Raw genomic sequence first — 16,491 nt, forward strand, 5'->3', positions numbered from 1 at the left:
CATCGCAGTGATTCAGCGCCTGGTCATCGACAGCAACATGCTGCAGTCGGAATATCTCCGGCACTTTCTCGATACCTCGTCTACCAATTTCGCGGTTCTGCCTGATTTCGCTTGGTTTGAAATTTACAAGCAGAGATCAATCGAAGCAGTTGCATCAGCCCTTTCCGTGATCGGTGATTTTCCCGAACAGATCGTTGTTTTAAAGTCCGGACGGGATATCGCAGAAATAGATCCCAGGATGCCAGCGATGCTGCCTTTGATGCAGTATGGGGATGCGGCAGATAGCATTCGAGAAATGGTCAATATACTGAATGGCCCCAGTCGAAACGAGCCTGCGATTCGGGATCAATTGGATCGCCTATGGGACGGCGCTGTGAATTCTCTTCCTGGCATGCTCGAAGGTGCTCAGGACATAATGACCTCTCTGCCAGAGATGTCGGAGCAAATGTTCAAAGCCCAGCACCTTCGTATCATCAGGCAGAACTCGCGATTTACTCCGGAAATGTTTTCCTCGATTTTTGGAGCCGCCGACCAGATATGGGAGACGTTGTCGGATGGAGGACGGCATCGTTCCGCTCCGTCGGCGTTCGATGAACATAAAACGCATACCTATCTCTACCGTTATGCCCTTGCGCTCGTCATCTACCTTCTCTGGTGGATCAGGAATGGAAATCAGCCGCAAAAGCGGCTTGAACGAACGCGAAATGATCTCATCGACCTAAGCTTTGCCGTGTACGGCACATATTACGAGGGCCTGATGACCTCGGATAAGAAGGCGGGATGGATGTATGAAAACCTTCGCCTCGCACTCGGTGCCGTTGAGGGGGAAATGACAACGATGCGGTAATTCCATTTGCACTTTTGATGCGTCCTCCGCATCCGCCCGTCCTACACACGTCATGCGTCTCCACGATAGGCGTGGATGTACGTGAAAGCGCCTGACGGTTAGCTCTCGTACCTTTAGTATTTGTGGAATGTCGACAGGACCTTGGACCGACGAAGAGAATGATCTGATCGTCGTGGATTATTTCACGATGCTGGCCGATGATATCGCAGGATGCCCCTATAGCAAGTCTGAGCATAATCGGCGAATGTTGGAGAAAATCGGCCGATCTCGAAAGTCCATCGAGTTCAAGCACCAAAACATCAGCGCGGTACTGAAGGGCCTGGGCGAGGATTGGATTCCAGGCTACAAGCCCGCCTTCCATTTCCAGGCATCTCTAGTCGACGCGGTAGTGCGCTGGCTTGCCCGCAACCCAAACTGGATAGCCCGGAAGCCGGACAGGTCGTCCCGGCCTTCACTGAGTGAGCCTTCGTCTATTTGGATCGGACCTCCGCCCACACATTCCAATCAGCCGCCCCCGCAAGAATTGGAGCAGACGCTTCATATCGCCCGAAAATTCGATGTTGCGGGAAGAGACCAACGCAATCGTGCGCTGGGGCGAGCTGGTGAAGAACGCGTATTGGAGCACGAACGCGCAGTTTTGCTCGGCGCAGGTCGCAATGACCTCGCCCGGAAGATACGCTGGGTAGCGAACGAAGATGGGGATGGCCTCGGATACGATATCGAGAGTTTCACTCCCGATGGCCGATCGCGCCTCATTGAGGTCAAAACCACCAATGGCTGGGAACGTACTCCCTTTGAAATCACGCGGAACGAACTCTCGGTTGCCGACCATAGGCGCTCGGAGTGGTGCCTTTTCCGCCTGTGGAACTTCTCTCGCGAGCCAAGAGCGTTCGAGTTACACCCGCCACTGGATGCCCACGTCTCGCTGACTGCGACGGCATTTCAAGCGAGTTTTCGTTGATAGCCGAATAAAATGAGCCAAGAAGATCTAATAAATCCGATATCGGAGCCACTTTCATTAGCGAACCAAATCAATTAATTTAATCTCAATACGCGAAAAATGGATCGTTCTTCTGATGGGCGCGGCACGTCTCGAACGATGTTGATTTCGTCCAACGAGAGTCTGGTTTCTTTTTCTTGTCTGACCTGACGAAAACGTCCGCCATTTTCGTGATGACCCGCTTTTCGAGTGTAATGGTCCGCCCAATTTTCTTTCCTGCGGCAGCTTGCGCTCTCTCGAAGGCGGCCTTTGCAGCCGTTTTGTTTTCAAACTCGCCCCACAGCGTCGTGTTGGTCAGCCGCGCGAGTTCTTCGCCAACGTTATATACATAGATAAAACCTTCCAGCTCGGCGCATTTGACGAACTCTTCCCATTGCTTCGACGCGCTGTCCTTGAAATCATAAGTGACGAGATAGTCTGCCAAAATATAGTCCTCCCAAGAAATCCTTCTGCAGTATCTGGGATGTCGATTCGCTCAATCCAAGAGCATGGCAATCGCTCGCAACGCATATGCCCGCAGAAAGGGCAGGACAGGAGATAGGGCATGCTGACACTCGAAGTCTTCGATGACGGCGGTGTTTTCCGCCATGGCGATGACTATGATCGGATCGTCGAGGAACTGGATGACGCGCTTGAGCAGCGCGATGGCGGGTCGCTCGCGCCTGCAAAGTACGTCAAGACGCTGAAGGCGCTGGTCGAACGGCACCCCCACTTCATCGACGGCCATGCCCATCTGGGCTATGCGCTCATGGAAGAAGGCAAGCCCAAGCTTGCACTGCAAGCCTGCCTTCAGGGTCTGGAAGTGGGTGAGCGCGCGATCCCCCCCAGCTACGCCGGTTCGATCGAATGGGGCTTCCTCGAAAACCGCCCCTTTCTGCGCGCGGCACATGGCGTCGTCCTGACGCATCTCCGGCTTGGCCAGCGCAAGGACGCTCTACGACTGATGGAGAAGATGCTCGCCTGGAATCCGAACGACAACCAGGGCATCCGCTACCTGATTGGTCCGGAATATCTGCGCGTCGGTGAAACGGCAAAGGCCGAGCGCATCTTCACGGATGAAGCCCCACACTATCCGCCTTATCATTATGAGCATGCCCTGTTGCACCTGAAGGCCGGTGACCCCATCTCTGCCGCGACCAAGCTGCGCCATGGTTTTGTCGCGAACGGCTATATCGCAGAGATGTTGTCAGGGAACCCAGAGCCGGCGGCGCTTGCGATTTGGCACGGCTCGAACCTTGCCGAACCGGAGACGGCTCGCAGCTATCTAGATCAGTGTGGCGACCTTTGGCAGCGAACGCCAGGTGCGGTCGCCTTTGTACGTTGGCTGCACACGCATCCCAAAGTCCTCGCCGAAAGGGCCGCGGTCCTCGAATGCCAGGAGGCGCTGTTGTGGGAGCACGACTTTGAAAAACGGCAAGCGTTGGGCTTGAAAGAGGACGCAGCACGCGCGCGAATCGACGACGTGCTTTCGGCGGAGATCGTTCGGAAGAAGGCCGACCGCCATGGGCGGCCGATAGAACCATGGCGATATCAACGCACGCGTTTTTGAAGCCTTGATTACGGTGTCCCGCTTCATGGTTCTCGGGTTCCTCCCCGAGGCGGATCGGTGATCGGGATAAAACATATTTGACCGATAATCGCCAATAATTGGTCAAATATGACTCAAAGACTGCGCGCCGTTTCCATCTCGTCACCGACGAAAGCAGCCTCATAGTCACGCGCCAGCGCGCCAGAAACGCCCACCTGTCTGAAGACTTCCCGCCATCCGTCCGAGATCCGCTGCGCCATGGTTCGGATGATCTCCCGTGCCTCGGCCTCGGCAATCTCGAAAAACGCGCAGGCCTCTAGAGCGAGGTTAACCGAGCGGTCATGGGCCCCGCCCTCGAGGATTGCCGTCTCGAGATGCGGGTTGCGATCCGGCGCCGGGTTCACGTCGAATACCGGCGACAAGCGCCACCGACCCGCCCCCACATAGAGGAAGCCATGGTTCTTGAGATGATCATCCTTGTTGGACACGAGGATCGTGAAGATCAGACGCCGATAGAGTTCGCGGAAATCGTCAGAAGGATCGGACGAATAAGCCCGCATGAAATCGACGATCTCCGTATAGGAACCCAGCCCCACGCCCGTCTTGCCGAGCGCGGTGCGCGCGGAGATGTACGGAATCCGTGCGGCCCCACGTCGGTCGAACCGCTGGACCAGTGCGACTGGAAACGGCGTGTCCGATAGTTCCAACCGTGTCTCGGGCGTGCGGATACCGCAGGCCGCCGCCAAGCGCAGCGTCGCGACCTCGACGCGCTCGATTGGCTGTTGATCGTGGACCGAGGTGAACTTCGCCAGCCACAGCACATCGCCGTCCCTGACATTGGCTTTAGGGCGCGCGCCGCCGGAGCCGCCCGCGCCGGCCAGCGCCTGCATTTCCTCGGGCGAGATTTCCTTGCCTTGCTCATAGGCGCGCGCAATCCCCGTGATGGTTTCGAGATCGACCAGACGGGGAACGGCGTCGGCGGCCTTGCCGCGAATGACTTCGCCCTTGTCATCCAGAAAGCGCAACGCGCCTTGCCGACAGGCATCGTCGGAAAGCGTCAGATACTCGAATTCGTTGAGACCATTGCCATAGGCGCGTTCGAGCAGCCTGCGTCCCCAACTGTCCGGAGACGCATCGGCGAAAACGCCGGCCAATGCATCGCGCATGTTGCCGGGCTGTCCCGAAGTGTGGAAAGGGCCGGCCTCAAGAGGGAAATCGGGCTGTATGGCGAAGGCGCGCGGGTTTTCGATCCATTCCGCATCATAAGTGAAGGTCGAGAATTGCCGTGGCCCGTTATGGGTGAAACGCAACTGGCCCACCGATGTCCGGCCTTCGCCAAGCGCGACATGGGCGACGAAATCGGCCATCAGAAGGAGGCCCCGTCAGGGTCCACAACGTCCTGTCGATCCTGCGTCTCCTCCGTCTGAGCCTTCTGCTTTTTCAGCCTTGCCGCGAAGGAGCGGCCCCTGCGCGGTCCGTGCTCCGCTGCCAGCGCCAGCCCCAGATCGTCCTTGCGGATATCGACCAGGTCAGCGAGCCGCTCCAGAAGGCCGAGCACAACGAGAACGTCGGCAAGCGTTCCGATCGCAACGCCCGGATCACCCCGTTCAAGGCGGGCGATAGAGCTTGGCGAGGTTCCCGCACGCACGGCGAGATCCGCCACGGCGATGCCACGCCGCAGACGCGCGTGGCGGATATCCTGGCCCAGCCGTTCCAGTGCTGGTTTCGCCTTGGGAGAACCCATATCAATCGTCCATATTTGATGGAATGCCGCAAACAAACGGTCATATATGACAAATTAAGCTATTAGTCAAGATTTCTAGCCAGTGCCCCGGCAGCGCGAGCGTTTCGGTTCGATATTTGTGACCAGAAGGTGGGGAAGGTCTTCCCCTGCGTCCGAGCCTTGGGTCTCGGCCGACCCCTTCGAGCGGGGAGATCCCCGCAACGCCCCCAGAGTGAGAGAGCGGACTTGTTTCCGTGACGGGTGAATAGCTGGGAGAGAGGCTCCCGCGCCCGTCGTGGAGATTGGTCCATGAACATGCAAGTACTCGATGCGCGCCGTGACACGAGCGGCGGTTACAAGGTGGATGTCAGCCGTGGCGAGCGGATCGGCCGCGTCTCGTCCGAATGGTTCTCGCGCCCGGCCGACGAGCGCTACCTGTCGCTGTCCGAGTTGGCGCGATCGGTCCGCGACCGCGCCGATCGCAGCCGGACACGCGTGGTGGAAAGCGCACTGATCCATGTCGAGGCCAATCGCAACGATCCGGAGCGGCTGGCGCTCATGTTCCCCGCCGCCGACGCACCCGTCTCGCCGACGCACTGGTCTTTCGGTCAGCTCGCCAGCCTGGTCGGCGCGCCCGCCGCCTATCTGCGGCAGCTCCCCGCCGCGCTTGCCGGCATCAATCTGCAATATGGCCTGAGCTCCAACCGGGCCGAGCAGATCAAAACGTTCGAAACCGACGATGGGCGCGTCGAGCTGCGCGCCGTCACCGGCCCGGACTATGGCCGCATCTTCGATCACGAACTGGTCCAGGCGGTACAGCGCATCGCTGGCAACGGCACAGGCGACACACGTTGGAAGGTGCCGGGCGTGCTGGACTGGTCGACCGGCGTCTACAATCCGCGCGTCGATATCACCAAAGATACGACGACGCTCTACGCTTCGGATCGCGACGTCTTCCTGTTCCTGGTCGACGACCTGAATCCGATTGAGGCCGGCCGACTGCCAGACGGATCGCCCGACCTTTATTTCCGGGGCTTCTACTGCTGGAATTCTGAGGTCGGCGCCAAGACCCTCGGCATGGCGAGCTTCTATCTGCGCGCGGTCTGCCAGAATCGCAATTTGTGGGGCGTGGAGGATTTCGAGGAAATCACCATCCGCCACAGCAAATATGCCGCCAACCGCTTTGCGCATGAGGCAGCGCCGGCGTTGCTGAACTTCGCGAACTCCTCGCCCATGCCTTTCGTCAACGGCATCAAGGCGGCCCGCGAGCGGATCGTTGCTAGGACAGACGAGGACCGCACCGATTTCCTGCGTCGTCGAGGTTTCTCCAAGGCCGAGACGGGCAAGATCATCGACACGGTGCTGGCTGAGGAAGGCCGCCCGCCCGAGAGCATCTTCGATTTCGTGCAGGGCATTACCGCCGTCGCACGCGACAAGCCGCATCAAGATGCCCGCCTCGATATGGAGGGCAAGGCCAAGAAGCTGCTCGACCGAGCAGCCTGACAACCGCAACGCCGGGGATGTGGTTTTCCGTATCTCCGGCTCTACGCTTCTCCGTATCTCAATTCCCTGACCGTGGCGCTGCCCCCCTTTAGAGGAAGAGGGCGGCGCTTCGCTTCGTGACGGGTTGGAGGTCGAGAGAGAGGCTCCCGGCCGCCCGTCGCGGAGTAAATCCCGATGGCTACTGCCGTTCAGAAGATCACCCTATCGTCCTCGCGCGACATCCCCTTCAACAAGCTGGTGCTCAGCCAGTCCAACGTCCGCCGCGTCAAGGCCGGTATCTCGATCGAGGACCTGGCGGCCTCGATCGCCCGTCGCGGCCTGATCCAGAGCATCAGCGTCTTTCCGGTCATTGATGCCGAGGGCAACGAGACCGGCATGTTCGAGGTGCCGGCCGGCGGCCGCCGCTTCCGCGCGCTCGAGATGCTGGTGAAGCAGAAGCGCCTCGCCAAGACTACACCGGTGCCCTGTGTCGTGCGCGAGCGTGATGGTGCGATCCTCGCCGAGGAAGTCTCGCTTGCCGAGAATATCGAACGCGCCCCGCTGCATCCTCTCGACCAGTTCCGGGCCTTTCAGGACATGCGCGCCAAAGGCATGACCGAGGAAGAGATCGCCGCCGCCTTCTTCGTGTCGGCCCAGGTCGTGAAGCAGCGGCTCCGGCTTGCCTCTGTCTCGCCGGCGCTGCTCGACATCTATGCCGAGGACGGCATGACGCTGGAGCAGCTCATGGCCTTCACGGTTTCCGGCGACCATGACCGCCAGCAGCAGGTCTGGGATGTCGTGAAGGATTCCTGGTCGAAAGAGCCGTATCAGATCCGCCGGATGCTGACCGAGACCACGGTCCGGGCCTCCGACAAGCGCGCCGTTTTCGTCGGCCTCGACGCCTATGAGGTGGCCGGCGGCATCATCATGCGCGACCTGTTTCAGTCCGACGATGGCGGCTGGCTGCAGGACGTGGCGCTGCTCGACCGGCTGGTCGCCGAGAAGCTGAAGGCCGAAGCCGACACGATTGTAGCCGAAGGCTGGAAGTGGATCGAGGTCGCCGTCAGCTTCCCCTATGGCGCGACCCATGGCCTGCGGGCGCTGGAAGGCGAGCCGCTCGACCTGACCACCGACGAACAGGCGACGATCGCAGCCCTGAACGCTGAATATCAGAAGCTCGAAGCCGAGTATGAAGGCGCTGACGAGCTGCCGGAAGAGGTCGATCAGCGTCTCGGCGAGATCGAGGCCGCCCTTGCGGCCTTCGACGAGCGTCCCATCCGTTTCGAATTCGCCGACATCGCCCGCGCCGGAGTCTTCGTCAGCATCGGCAATGACGGCCGGCTCGACATCGAACGCGGCTATGTCCGCCCCGAGGACGAGGCGCCCGAACCAGCGGACGACATCGAGGATGGCGATGCCGGCTTTGAGGCGCATGATCAGGATGATCCGCGCGTGCAGCGCGCCGTCATCACCATCGGCGGTGAACCTGCGGACGGCGAGGACGAGGAGGAAGAGGCGATCAGGCCGCTGCCCGACCGTCTGGTCACCGAGCTGACCGCACACCGGACATTGGCGCTACGCAATGCGTTGGCCGACAATCCGCATATCGCGATGACGGCGTTGCTGCACAAGCTGGTCTCCGACACCTTCCAGCACCGCATGTACAAGGGGGCGCTTGAAGCGAGCGTCAATCACATCTTCTTCCCCGTGCAGGACGAGGGGCTGAAGGACAGCCCGTCGGCCCGCACGGTGCAGGCGCGTGCCGAGGCCTGGGCAGGCGACATCCCCGCCGAAGACCAGGCACTGTGGGACTGGCTGGCCGGGCTCGACGATACCAGCCGCATGGCGCTACTCGCCCATTGCGTCAGCTATGGCGTCAACGCCCTCTACGAGAAGCCCAACCCCTATGGCGGCAACGGCGTCTCGCAGCACATGCTGGACATGCGGCTCGCCCAAGCTGACCGGCTGGCGCGCGCGACCGGTCTCGACATGGTCGAGGTCGGCTGGCGGCCCACGGTCGGCAACTATCTCGGCCGGGTCACCAAGCCGCGCATCCTCGAAGCGGTACGCGAGGGTGCGGGCGAGCAGGCCGCGCAGCTCATCGACCATCTAAAGAAGGGTGACATGGCACGGGAAGCCGAGCGCCTGCTGGCCGACACCAGTTGGCTCCCGGAGCCCCTGCGCCTGGCAGCCGAGGCCGAAACCGCCACGCCCGACGTCGACGCGGGTGCTGAGGATGACGGGGCCGACCTGCCGGCCTTCCTCACCGAGGGCGACGAGGATGAAGACGTCACCGCGGACGAGGACGACGAAGTCCACGCCATCGCGGCCGAATGATCACAGGAGGCGGGGTGGCTCCAGCCGCTCCGCCCCATTCCCCTCTCATCGAGCCCGGCCATCGCGCCGGGCTCCTTTCGTTTCAGGAGCCTGACATGGCCGACTACTTCACTCATTTCTCGTGCCTGCTCGATGTCGGCACGCCTCAGAATGCCGCTCGTGCGCTCGATATCTACACCGGCCTGTCGGAGGAAGGCGTCTCGGAGGAACCGCCTTCAGACGGGTTCCTGCTCTCGATCCAGCCCGAACATGGCGGCACGAACCTCTGGATGCGCGATGACGTCACAGGCGATCCCGAGCGGCTGATCCAGTTCGTCAAACGGTGCGCTGTGGAATTCGGTCTCACCGGCCGCTGGGGCTTCCAATACGCCAACACCTGCTCGAAACCTCGGCTCAATGGTTTCGGCGGCGGCGCGCATGTCCTTGATCTCGCCACGGGCGAGACCGTCGACTGGACTTACACCGATGGCTGGCTTGCCGAGCTTTTCTCTGGCGATGGAGAACGGACATGAGCATCCCCGACCATGCTAGGTGCAATTTCCAGACGTTGCTGCGCGCGGCGGCGGATGGCAATCTCGCGCTCATGGAATGCCTCGACGCCGAGACCGGCGCCCATCGCTATGTCATCTGCGCCGTTGGGCGCGATAGCGGAGATTATGTCTTCACCCCCTTCGGCCATCTCGCCGACGACAATCCCTATGACGCCTATCTGCCGCCCGATCCTGACGATCCGGGCTGTTTCGTGCGGCCCGAAGCGCCATCATAGTTGAGAGAGCCAGCGCCTTTCACCCGATCGTCAAAGCGCCCCGCCTCGCGGCTGGGCGCTTTTTTCATGCCCGCCTTCGAGAGTGAGAGGCCCGCCGGGACGGAATGAGTCCGGGCGGTTCGAGAGAGAGCGCCGGCCGGGCTTGTCCGTTCACGCTCTCCCGAGGATCTCCCGATGACTGTCTTTTTATCCGTGGCCGCTCCGGCCGCGCCCGTCGCCCGTGGGCCTGCCATCCTGTCGGCAGCCCAGAACCTGCTCCTCCATCTCGAACGCGGTGAGCGCATCGATACGCCGCTGCTGCGTGCGGTGATGGAAACCGCGTTCTGCGCTTCCGATTCCGCTGGCGCATGGGATTGGAAGGCCGCCTACGAAGCCTGCGAGGTTGCCGCCGTCCTGTTTCTGCGTAAATACGGACGCGCACTTTTCCGCAAATCCGTATCTCCGGCGGCACGGCTCTCCACGCTGGCGAAAGTCGCGGCGCTTTTGCCCACCCATACTCGCCGATCCGAGGAATCTCAGGGGCTCCAGCAATTCTCGACACCAGTGCCGCTTGGCCTCGCTGTGGTGACGGCGGCGGCGATCACGCCGGACGACATCGTGCTGGAGCCTTCGGCCGGCACTGGCCTGCTCGCCATTCTCGCATCAATGGTTGGCGGATCGCTGATCCTCAACGAATTGGCCGACCTTCGCGCCGATCTCCTCGCTTCGCTCTTTCCGGCCGTCACTGTCACGCGGTTCGACGCCGCGCAGATCGACGATCACCTTGCCCCTGCCGCCACTCCCTCCGTCGTCATCATGAATCCGCCATTCTCGGCCATGGCCAATGTCTCCGGCCGCGTTGCCGACGCCGGCTTTCGCCACATCACCTCGGCCCTGAACCGGCTCGCGCCCGGTGGTCGGCTCGTGGCGATCACCGGAGCCAATGTCGGGCCGGACACGCCTGACTGGCGCGATGCGTTCGAGCGCCTGCAGAAACGGAGCACTGTCGTGTTCTCCGCGGCAATCGCCGGCTCGGTCTATGCCGAGCACGGCACCACGTTTCCCACTAGGCTGACCGTCATCGATAAGGTGCCCGCTGCCGATCCGGCCATGCTACCAGCATCGGCAGGCACAGCCCCCGATGTTGCGATATTGCTCGACTGGATCGGGCGGGACGTTCCGTTTCGGCTGCCTGTCACCCTCCCGGCGGCTTCCGCTCCGCACGTCGTCACGGTGCCGAAGACGGCGCGCAGCTATCTCGCCCGTGCCGCTTACGCACGCCCAGCGCCGGCCAGCGATCCCGACGGTATTCCGCTCGCCTATGAGACCGTGGACTGGGCGCCGGCAGAGGGCGCGCACCTGACCGAAGCGATCTATGAAGAATACGGATTGCAATCGATCCGCATTCCCGGCTCTCAGGCCCACCCAACGAAGCTCGTCCAATCCGCCGCCATGGCGAGCATCGCGCCGCCGAGGCCTAGCTATCGGCCGACGCTGCCGGTGAACATCCTCAGCATGCTGTCCGATGCCCAGCTCGAGACGGTGATCTATGCCGGCGAGGCGCACAGCGATTATCTCGCCGGATCGTGGACGGTCGATAAGACCTTTGACGTCGTGAAAGCCGCGCCCGCCGATGCGGCCGACACCGTTCGCTTCCGTCGCGGCTTCATGCTTGGCGACGGCACCGGAGCCGGCAAAGGCCGCCAGGCGGCCGGCGTCATCCTCGACAACTGGCTCCAGGGCCGGCGCAAGGCTGTCTGGATCAGCAAGTCCGATAAGCTGATCGAGGACGCGCAGCGCGACTGGGCGGCACTTGGCATGGAGCGCCTGCTGGTCACACCGCTGTCGCGGTTCCCGCAGGGCAAGCCCATTACGGTGTCGGAAGGCGTCCTATTTGCGACCTACGCCACGCTACGCTCCGATGACCGTGGCGAGAAGGTTTCGCGCGTCCGTCAGATCGTTGAATGGTTGGGCTCCGATTTCGACGGAGTGATCATCTTTGACGAGAGCCATGCGATGCAGAACGCCGGCGGCGGCAAGGGAGAACGCGGCGACGTCGCCGCCTCGCAGCAGGGACGTGCAGGCTTGAGGCTACAGCATGCCCTGCCGAACGCGCGCGTCGTCTATGTCTCCGCCACCGGCGCGACCACCGTTCATAATCTCGCCTATGCCCAGCGGCTCGGCCTCTGGGGCGGCGACGACTTCCCCTTCGCAACGCGTGCGGAATTCGTGGAGGCCATCGAGGGCGGCGGCGTTGCAGCGATGGAGGTGCTGGCTCGCGACCTGCGTTCGCTTGGACTCTACACCGCCCGCTCGCTCTCCTACGACGGCGTGGAATACGAGCTGGTCGAACACCAGCTCACCGACGAACAGCGCCGCATCTACGATGCCTATGCCGGCGCCTTCGCCATCATCCACAATCACCTCGATGCCGCGATGGAGGCCGCCAACATCACCGGCTCGACCGGGACGCTGAACCGGCAGGCGAAATCCGCAGCCCGCTCGGCCTTCGAATCCGCGAAGCAGCGCTTCTTCGGGCATCTGCTGACTTCTATGAAGACGCCGACCCTCATCGGTTCCATCGAGCGCGACCTTGCGGCTGGCCATGCCGCCGTCGTGCAGATCGTGTCGACCGGCGAAGCCCTGATGGAACGACGCCTGGCCGAGATCCCGACCGACGAATGGAACGACGTGCGCGTCGACATCACGCCGCGCGAATACGTTCTCGATTATCTCGCCCATTCCTTTCCGGTGCAGCTCTATGAGCCGTTCAGCGATGGCGAGGGCAATCTGTCGTCTCGTCCAGTCTATCGCGATGGCCAGCCCGTCGAGAGCCGCGAAGCCGTCGCGCACCGCGACGAGCTGATCGAACGCCTCGCGTCGCTCCCGCCCGTGCCGGGCGCGCTCGACCAGATCGTTCAGCGGTTCGGCACCGACATGGTGGCCGAGGTAACGGGCCGCTCGCGGCGGATCGTCCGCAAGCCGGGTGGCGGCACCGCAGGCGACCGGCTCGCGGTGGAGAACCGCGCCCCGTCCGCGAATCTCGCCGAGACCGCCGCGTTCATGGATGACCTGAAGCGCGTGCTCGTGTTCTCGGATGCCGGCGGCACCGGCCGCAGCTACCATGCGGAGCTGTCGGCGAAGAATCAGCGCCTTCGAGTCCACTATCTGCTCGAACCGGGCTGGAAGGCGGACGCAGCCATCCAGGGCCTCGGCCGCACCAACCGGACCAACCAGGCGCAGCCACCGCTCTTCCGCCCGATCGCGACCGACGTGAAAGCGGAAAAGCGCTTTCTCAGCACGATCGCGCGCCGGCTCGATACGCTGGGCGCAATCACGCGTGGGCAGCGACAGACCGGCGGCCAGGGCCTGTTCCGGCCCGAGGACAATCTGGAGTCCTGCTACGCCCGCGATGCGCTGCGCCAGCTCTATCTCCTGATCGTGCGCGGCAAGATCGACGGCTGCTCGCTCCATCGCTTCGAGACCGCCACCGGCCTCAAGCTGATGGACGACAACGGCATCAAAGACGAGCTGCCGCCGATCACGACCTTCCTCAATCGGCTGCTGGCGCTCACCATTGAGTTGCAGGGCATTCTATTCAGCGCGTTCGAACAGCTTCTCGATGCAAAGGTATCGAGCGCGATCACGAGCGGCGTCTATGACGTCGGCCTCGAAACCCTGACGGCGGAAAGCTTCGTCGTTACCGATCGCACGACGATCTACACCCATCCGGCCTCGGGTGCGCAGACCCGGCTACTGACCATCGCCCAGCGGACCCGCAATCTTCCGCTCTCGCTCGACGACGCGCTCGGCTGGCTTGATAATGGTGGCGCGAAGCTGCTGGTGAACGAACGATCCGGGCGCGCTGCCGTGCAGATTTCCGCACCGTCGCTCATGCTCGACGATGGCGAGATCGAACGTCGTGTTCGGCTGATCAGGCCTATGGAGCATCACCATGCCTCGTTGAAGTCGATGGCAGAGAGCCATTGGCAGGAGGCCGACCGCGACACCTTCGCCGCGGCTTGGTCTCGCGAACTCGCCGATGTGCCCGCGTTCAGCGACAGTACAATTCACATCGTCGCCGGATTGTTGCTGCCGGTGTGGAAACGTCTGCCGAACGAGTCCACCCACGTTTACCGGCTTCAGACCGACGATGGCGAGCGCATCATCGGCCGCCGCGTCTCGCCAGTCTGGGCCGCGAACGCCGCTTCGACCGGCACGACCAATCTATCGGCCAACGACGCCTATGCGGCTTTGATCGACGGGCGGACGATCCTCGACCTGGCGGAAGGGCTTCAGCTTCGCCGCGTGCGCGTCATGGGCGCGAACCGCATCGAGCTTTCCGGCTTCACCGAAGCCATGCGCGAGCGCCTTCGCGCCTATGGCCTCTTCACGGAGATTATCTCGTGGAAGCTGCGGTTCTTCGTGCCGATCGACAGCACGGGACCGGCGGTGCTCGGCAAGCTGCTCGACACCTATCCGGTGGCGCGCATCGGCGAGCGGGAGGCCCCGTGATGGCCCGCCGCGACGCTTCCGATCTCGCATCCCGTCTCGGCCGGCAGGCTGAGGCGGTATGCAAACGCTATCTCCCTGCCGGTCGCCGACAGGGCAACTATTGGCAGGTTGGCGATGTTCGTAACACGCCCGGCCGATCCATGTTCGTGCGCCTCAAGGACACCGCCAAAGGCCCCGCTGGCAAATGGACGGATGCCGCGACTGGCGAGCATGGCGACCTGCTCGACGTGATCCGTGATTCGCTGGGCCTCATCGACTTCGCCGACGTTGCCGAAGAGGCCCGTCTGTTCCTCAGCATGCCGCCGCCCGATCCCGAACCGCAACTGAGGCAGCACGCGCGCACGCCGGCACCATCAGGGTCGACCGAAGCCGCACACCGGCTCATCGCGATGTGCCAGCCGATCGGCGGGACGCTCGTGGAAGCGTATTTGCGCGGACGCGGCATTACGGCTTTGCACGGATGCGGAAGCCTGCGCTTCCATTCCCGGTGCTACTATCGGCCCGACGAGCACAGCCCGACCGAGACCTGGCCGGCCATGGTCGCCGCCGTCACCGATTTCACCGACAAGATCACCGGCGCGCATCGGACCTGGCTCGCGCCCGACGGTTCAGACAAGGCGCCAATCGACATCCAGCGCAAGGCGATGGGCGACCTTCTTGGGCACGCGGTCCGCTTCGGGCTCTCCGGCGACGTGCTGGCGGCCGGCGAAGGGATCGAAAGCGTGCTATCGGCTCGTGAGGTCATGCCCGGCATGCCGACGGCGGCGGCACTCTCTGCGGCACACCTTGCCGCCATCCAGTTCCACGATGCGCTGCGCCGGCTCTATATCGTCCGCGACAATGATCGCGCCGGGGACGGTGCGAGGAACACGCTGATCGAACGGGCGCACGCGGTCGGGATCGAGGCGATTGCCCTGTCGCCCATGCTCGGGGACTTCAACGAGGATCTCCGCACCTACGGCCGTGACGCGCTGATGGCGCATATCCGGGTGCAGCTCGCACCGCAGGACGTCGCCCGCTTCATGCTGCTGGCGGCATAGATCGGCGGCTGAACGGCGGCGGCGCGCGGCCGCCATCATGCTCGCATGGATGCACGATCCCTTGGAGAGGACCGCGCCTCGGCCTTCGAGAGGGCGATCGGCCCACAAGCGGTTCGGACAGGCAATGCCTGCGGCCGACTATTTTCCGGCGGCTGCCGTCCACCCCACGCGACAGGTCGCGTGGGGACCCCGGATCAACCGCCTTTCCATCGCGACACAAAATAGCCGGCCTCCGGCATCCTCCGCGTTCGCTCCGGCCCGGCGCGCGCGCCGGGTGCAGGTCCGCTCCGCCCGTGGGCTCCGTCGCCATGAAGGCCGCGACGGTCGCGGTCCAGCCAAAGGAGCATCCCATGATCGAGCACGACGACTACGAACCCCACCACGAATCGTCCCCAACCGACCACGTCCTCAACGAACTCCAGCTCCACGGCTACCGCCCCTTCGCCGACGAGCCGGACCAGCGCCTCCTGCCAGACGGCAACCAGGTCGCGGGCGCTGTCGCCGACATCTTCGACGCCCTGATCTCGACCCTGGAGGACACGCGCCTCGAACCCGACCTCGACGATCTCCTCTGGTCAACCGTCAACGTCTTCCACCGCGCCGCCGACCGGATCACCCGCGAACTCGACGACAACGAGCAGGCGCAGAAGCGTTCACAGCGGCAACAGGACGGCAGCGAGGTGAAGTCGGTCGAACTCGAACGCCAGATCGCCGAGGGCAAGACGCTCATCGAACGTCAGAACGCTTTCGAACTGATGCGCGATCAGGCCGCCGAACACTACGAGCGCCATGTCGGCAAGCCTTGGCTCCCTCGCACCGGCTCAAAGGTCAACCATCGCAACCTGACCTCCGCGATGATCGACAGCCGCGACTTCCTCATGGCGAAGAAGCGCGCCGAGCAGGAAGTCCTTCTCCCTCCCGGCCCAAAGATCGTTGTCACCGGTGGCCTCGACTTCAATGACCACCGGCTGATCTGGGCCAAGCTCGATCAGGTCCACGAGAAGCACCCAGACATGGTACTGATCCACGGCAAATCCCCGAAAGGCGCCGAAAAGATCGCCTCGCTCTGGGCGAATAATCGCAACGTACCGCAGATCGGCTTCGCACCCGACTGGACGAAGCATGGTCGCGCCGCCCCCTTCAAGCGCAACGACGAGATGCTCGACATCGTGCCGAAGGGCGTGATGCACTTCCCAGGCACCGGCATCAACGACAACCTCGCCGACAAAGCGAAGAAACTCGGCATCCCGGTCTGGAAGTTCGGCGGCGCGTGA

Annotated in this window: 13 protein-coding genes; 10 read left to right on the top strand and 3 right to left on the bottom strand. The window is 62.8% G+C overall.

Annotated elements, in window-relative coordinates; genetic code table 11:
* Window positions 1-7 precede the first annotated feature (7 nt).
* Together JET14_RS15125 and JET14_RS15130 are read left to right on the top strand one after the other, a co-directional pair.
* Window positions 8-847 (top strand): hypothetical protein, encoded by an 840-nt coding sequence (locus tag JET14_RS15125; protein WP_200334586.1) that lies wholly within the window; start codon window positions 8-10, stop codon window positions 845-847.
* 127 nt (window positions 848-974) lie between these two features.
* A complete protein-coding gene (locus JET14_RS15130) occupies window positions 975-1,808 on the top strand; it encodes a DUF3883 domain-containing protein (RefSeq protein WP_200334587.1) in 834 nt (277 codons plus the stop codon).
* 85 nt (window positions 1,809-1,893) lie between these two features.
* Here the strand turns inward: JET14_RS15130 and JET14_RS15135 are convergent, their stop codons facing one another.
* Complete coding sequence (locus JET14_RS15135; RefSeq protein ID WP_200334588.1) at window positions 1,894-2,271, bottom strand: hypothetical protein; 378 nt, start codon at window positions 2,269-2,271, stop codon at window positions 1,894-1,896.
* A gap of 120 nt (window positions 2,272-2,391) precedes the next feature.
* Between JET14_RS15135 and JET14_RS15140 the strand changes: the two genes are divergently transcribed.
* Complete coding sequence (locus tag JET14_RS15140; RefSeq protein ID WP_200334589.1) at window positions 2,392-3,396, top strand: tetratricopeptide repeat protein; 1,005 nt, start codon at window positions 2,392-2,394, stop codon at window positions 3,394-3,396.
* A gap of 113 nt (window positions 3,397-3,509) precedes the next feature.
* Here JET14_RS15140 and JET14_RS15145 read toward each other — a convergent pair whose 3' ends face one another.
* Both JET14_RS15145 and JET14_RS15150 read right to left on the bottom strand, forming a co-directional pair.
* Window positions 3,510-4,742, bottom strand: a complete 1,233-nt coding sequence (locus tag JET14_RS15145) for a type II toxin-antitoxin system HipA family toxin (RefSeq protein WP_200334590.1) — start codon at window positions 4,740-4,742, stop codon at window positions 3,510-3,512.
* Window positions 4,742-5,119, bottom strand: coding sequence for a helix-turn-helix domain-containing protein (locus JET14_RS15150; RefSeq protein ID WP_060719466.1), 378 nt, complete (start codon window positions 5,117-5,119; stop codon window positions 4,742-4,744). The genes JET14_RS15145 and JET14_RS15150 overlap by 1 nt, the downstream gene beginning before the upstream one ends.
* Before the next feature lie 288 nt (window positions 5,120-5,407).
* On the opposite strand from JET14_RS15150, the gene JET14_RS15155 reads away from it, so the two are divergent.
* The 7 genes from JET14_RS15155 (at window position 5,408) to JET14_RS15185 (ending at window position 16,491) form a co-directional block, all read left to right on the top strand.
* Complete coding sequence (locus tag JET14_RS15155; RefSeq protein ID WP_200334591.1) at window positions 5,408-6,601, top strand: DUF932 domain-containing protein; 1,194 nt, start codon at window positions 5,408-5,410, stop codon at window positions 6,599-6,601.
* A gap of 174 nt (window positions 6,602-6,775) precedes the next feature.
* The gene (locus JET14_RS15160) at window positions 6,776-8,917 is read left to right on the top strand and encodes a ParB/RepB/Spo0J family partition protein (RefSeq protein ID WP_200334592.1); all 2,142 of its coding nucleotides are present in this window, start codon (window positions 6,776-6,778) and stop codon (window positions 8,915-8,917) included.
* A gap of 95 nt (window positions 8,918-9,012) precedes the next feature.
* On the top strand, window positions 9,013-9,429 hold the full coding sequence (locus tag JET14_RS15165) for a hypothetical protein (RefSeq protein ID WP_200334593.1): 417 nt from the start codon (window positions 9,013-9,015) through the stop codon (window positions 9,427-9,429).
* On the top strand, window positions 9,426-9,683 hold the full coding sequence (locus JET14_RS15170; protein WP_200334594.1) for a DUF6117 family protein: 258 nt from the start codon (window positions 9,426-9,428) through the stop codon (window positions 9,681-9,683). The genes JET14_RS15165 and JET14_RS15170 overlap by 4 nt, the downstream gene beginning before the upstream one ends.
* A gap of 174 nt (window positions 9,684-9,857) precedes the next feature.
* Window positions 9,858-14,177, top strand: a complete 4,320-nt coding sequence (locus tag JET14_RS15175) for a strawberry notch-like NTP hydrolase domain-containing protein (protein ID WP_200334595.1) — start codon at window positions 9,858-9,860, stop codon at window positions 14,175-14,177.
* A complete protein-coding gene (locus JET14_RS15180) occupies window positions 14,177-15,217 on the top strand; it encodes a DUF7146 domain-containing protein (protein WP_200334596.1) in 1,041 nt (346 codons plus the stop codon). Before JET14_RS15175 ends, JET14_RS15180 begins: the two co-directional genes overlap by 1 nt.
* Before the next feature lie 350 nt (window positions 15,218-15,567).
* Window positions 15,568-16,491 (top strand): DUF2493 domain-containing protein, encoded by a 924-nt coding sequence (locus JET14_RS15185; RefSeq protein ID WP_200334597.1) that lies wholly within the window; start codon window positions 15,568-15,570, stop codon window positions 16,489-16,491.

This window comes from Martelella lutilitoris (assembly GCF_016598595.1).
GTDB classification, from domain to species: domain Bacteria; phylum Pseudomonadota; class Alphaproteobacteria; order Rhizobiales; family Rhizobiaceae; genus Martelella; species Martelella lutilitoris_A.

Coding starts and splice junctions, on each gene's coding strand:
- JET14_RS15180 (WP_200334596.1), top strand. CDS start 14,177: ATGGCCCGCCGCGACGCTTCCGATCTCGCATCCCGTCTCGGCCGGCAG.
- JET14_RS15170 (WP_200334594.1), top strand. CDS start 9,426: ATGAGCATCCCCGACCATGCTAGGTGCAATTTCCAGACGTTGCTGCGC.
- JET14_RS15150 (WP_060719466.1), bottom strand. CDS start 5,119: ATGGGTTCTCCCAAGGCGAAACCAGCACTGGAACGGCTGGGCCAGGAT.
- JET14_RS15155 (WP_200334591.1), top strand. CDS start 5,408: ATGAACATGCAAGTACTCGATGCGCGCCGTGACACGAGCGGCGGTTAC.
- JET14_RS15145 (WP_200334590.1), bottom strand. CDS start 4,742: ATGGCCGATTTCGTCGCCCATGTCGCGCTTGGCGAAGGCCGGACATCG.
- JET14_RS15130 (WP_200334587.1), top strand. CDS start 975: ATGTCGACAGGACCTTGGACCGACGAAGAGAATGATCTGATCGTCGTG.
- JET14_RS15140 (WP_200334589.1), top strand. CDS start 2,392: ATGCTGACACTCGAAGTCTTCGATGACGGCGGTGTTTTCCGCCATGGC.
- JET14_RS15165 (WP_200334593.1), top strand. CDS start 9,013: ATGGCCGACTACTTCACTCATTTCTCGTGCCTGCTCGATGTCGGCACG.
- JET14_RS15175 (WP_200334595.1), top strand. CDS start 9,858: ATGACTGTCTTTTTATCCGTGGCCGCTCCGGCCGCGCCCGTCGCCCGT.
- JET14_RS15185 (WP_200334597.1), top strand. CDS start 15,568: ATGATCGAGCACGACGACTACGAACCCCACCACGAATCGTCCCCAACC.
- JET14_RS15160 (WP_200334592.1), top strand. CDS start 6,776: ATGGCTACTGCCGTTCAGAAGATCACCCTATCGTCCTCGCGCGACATC.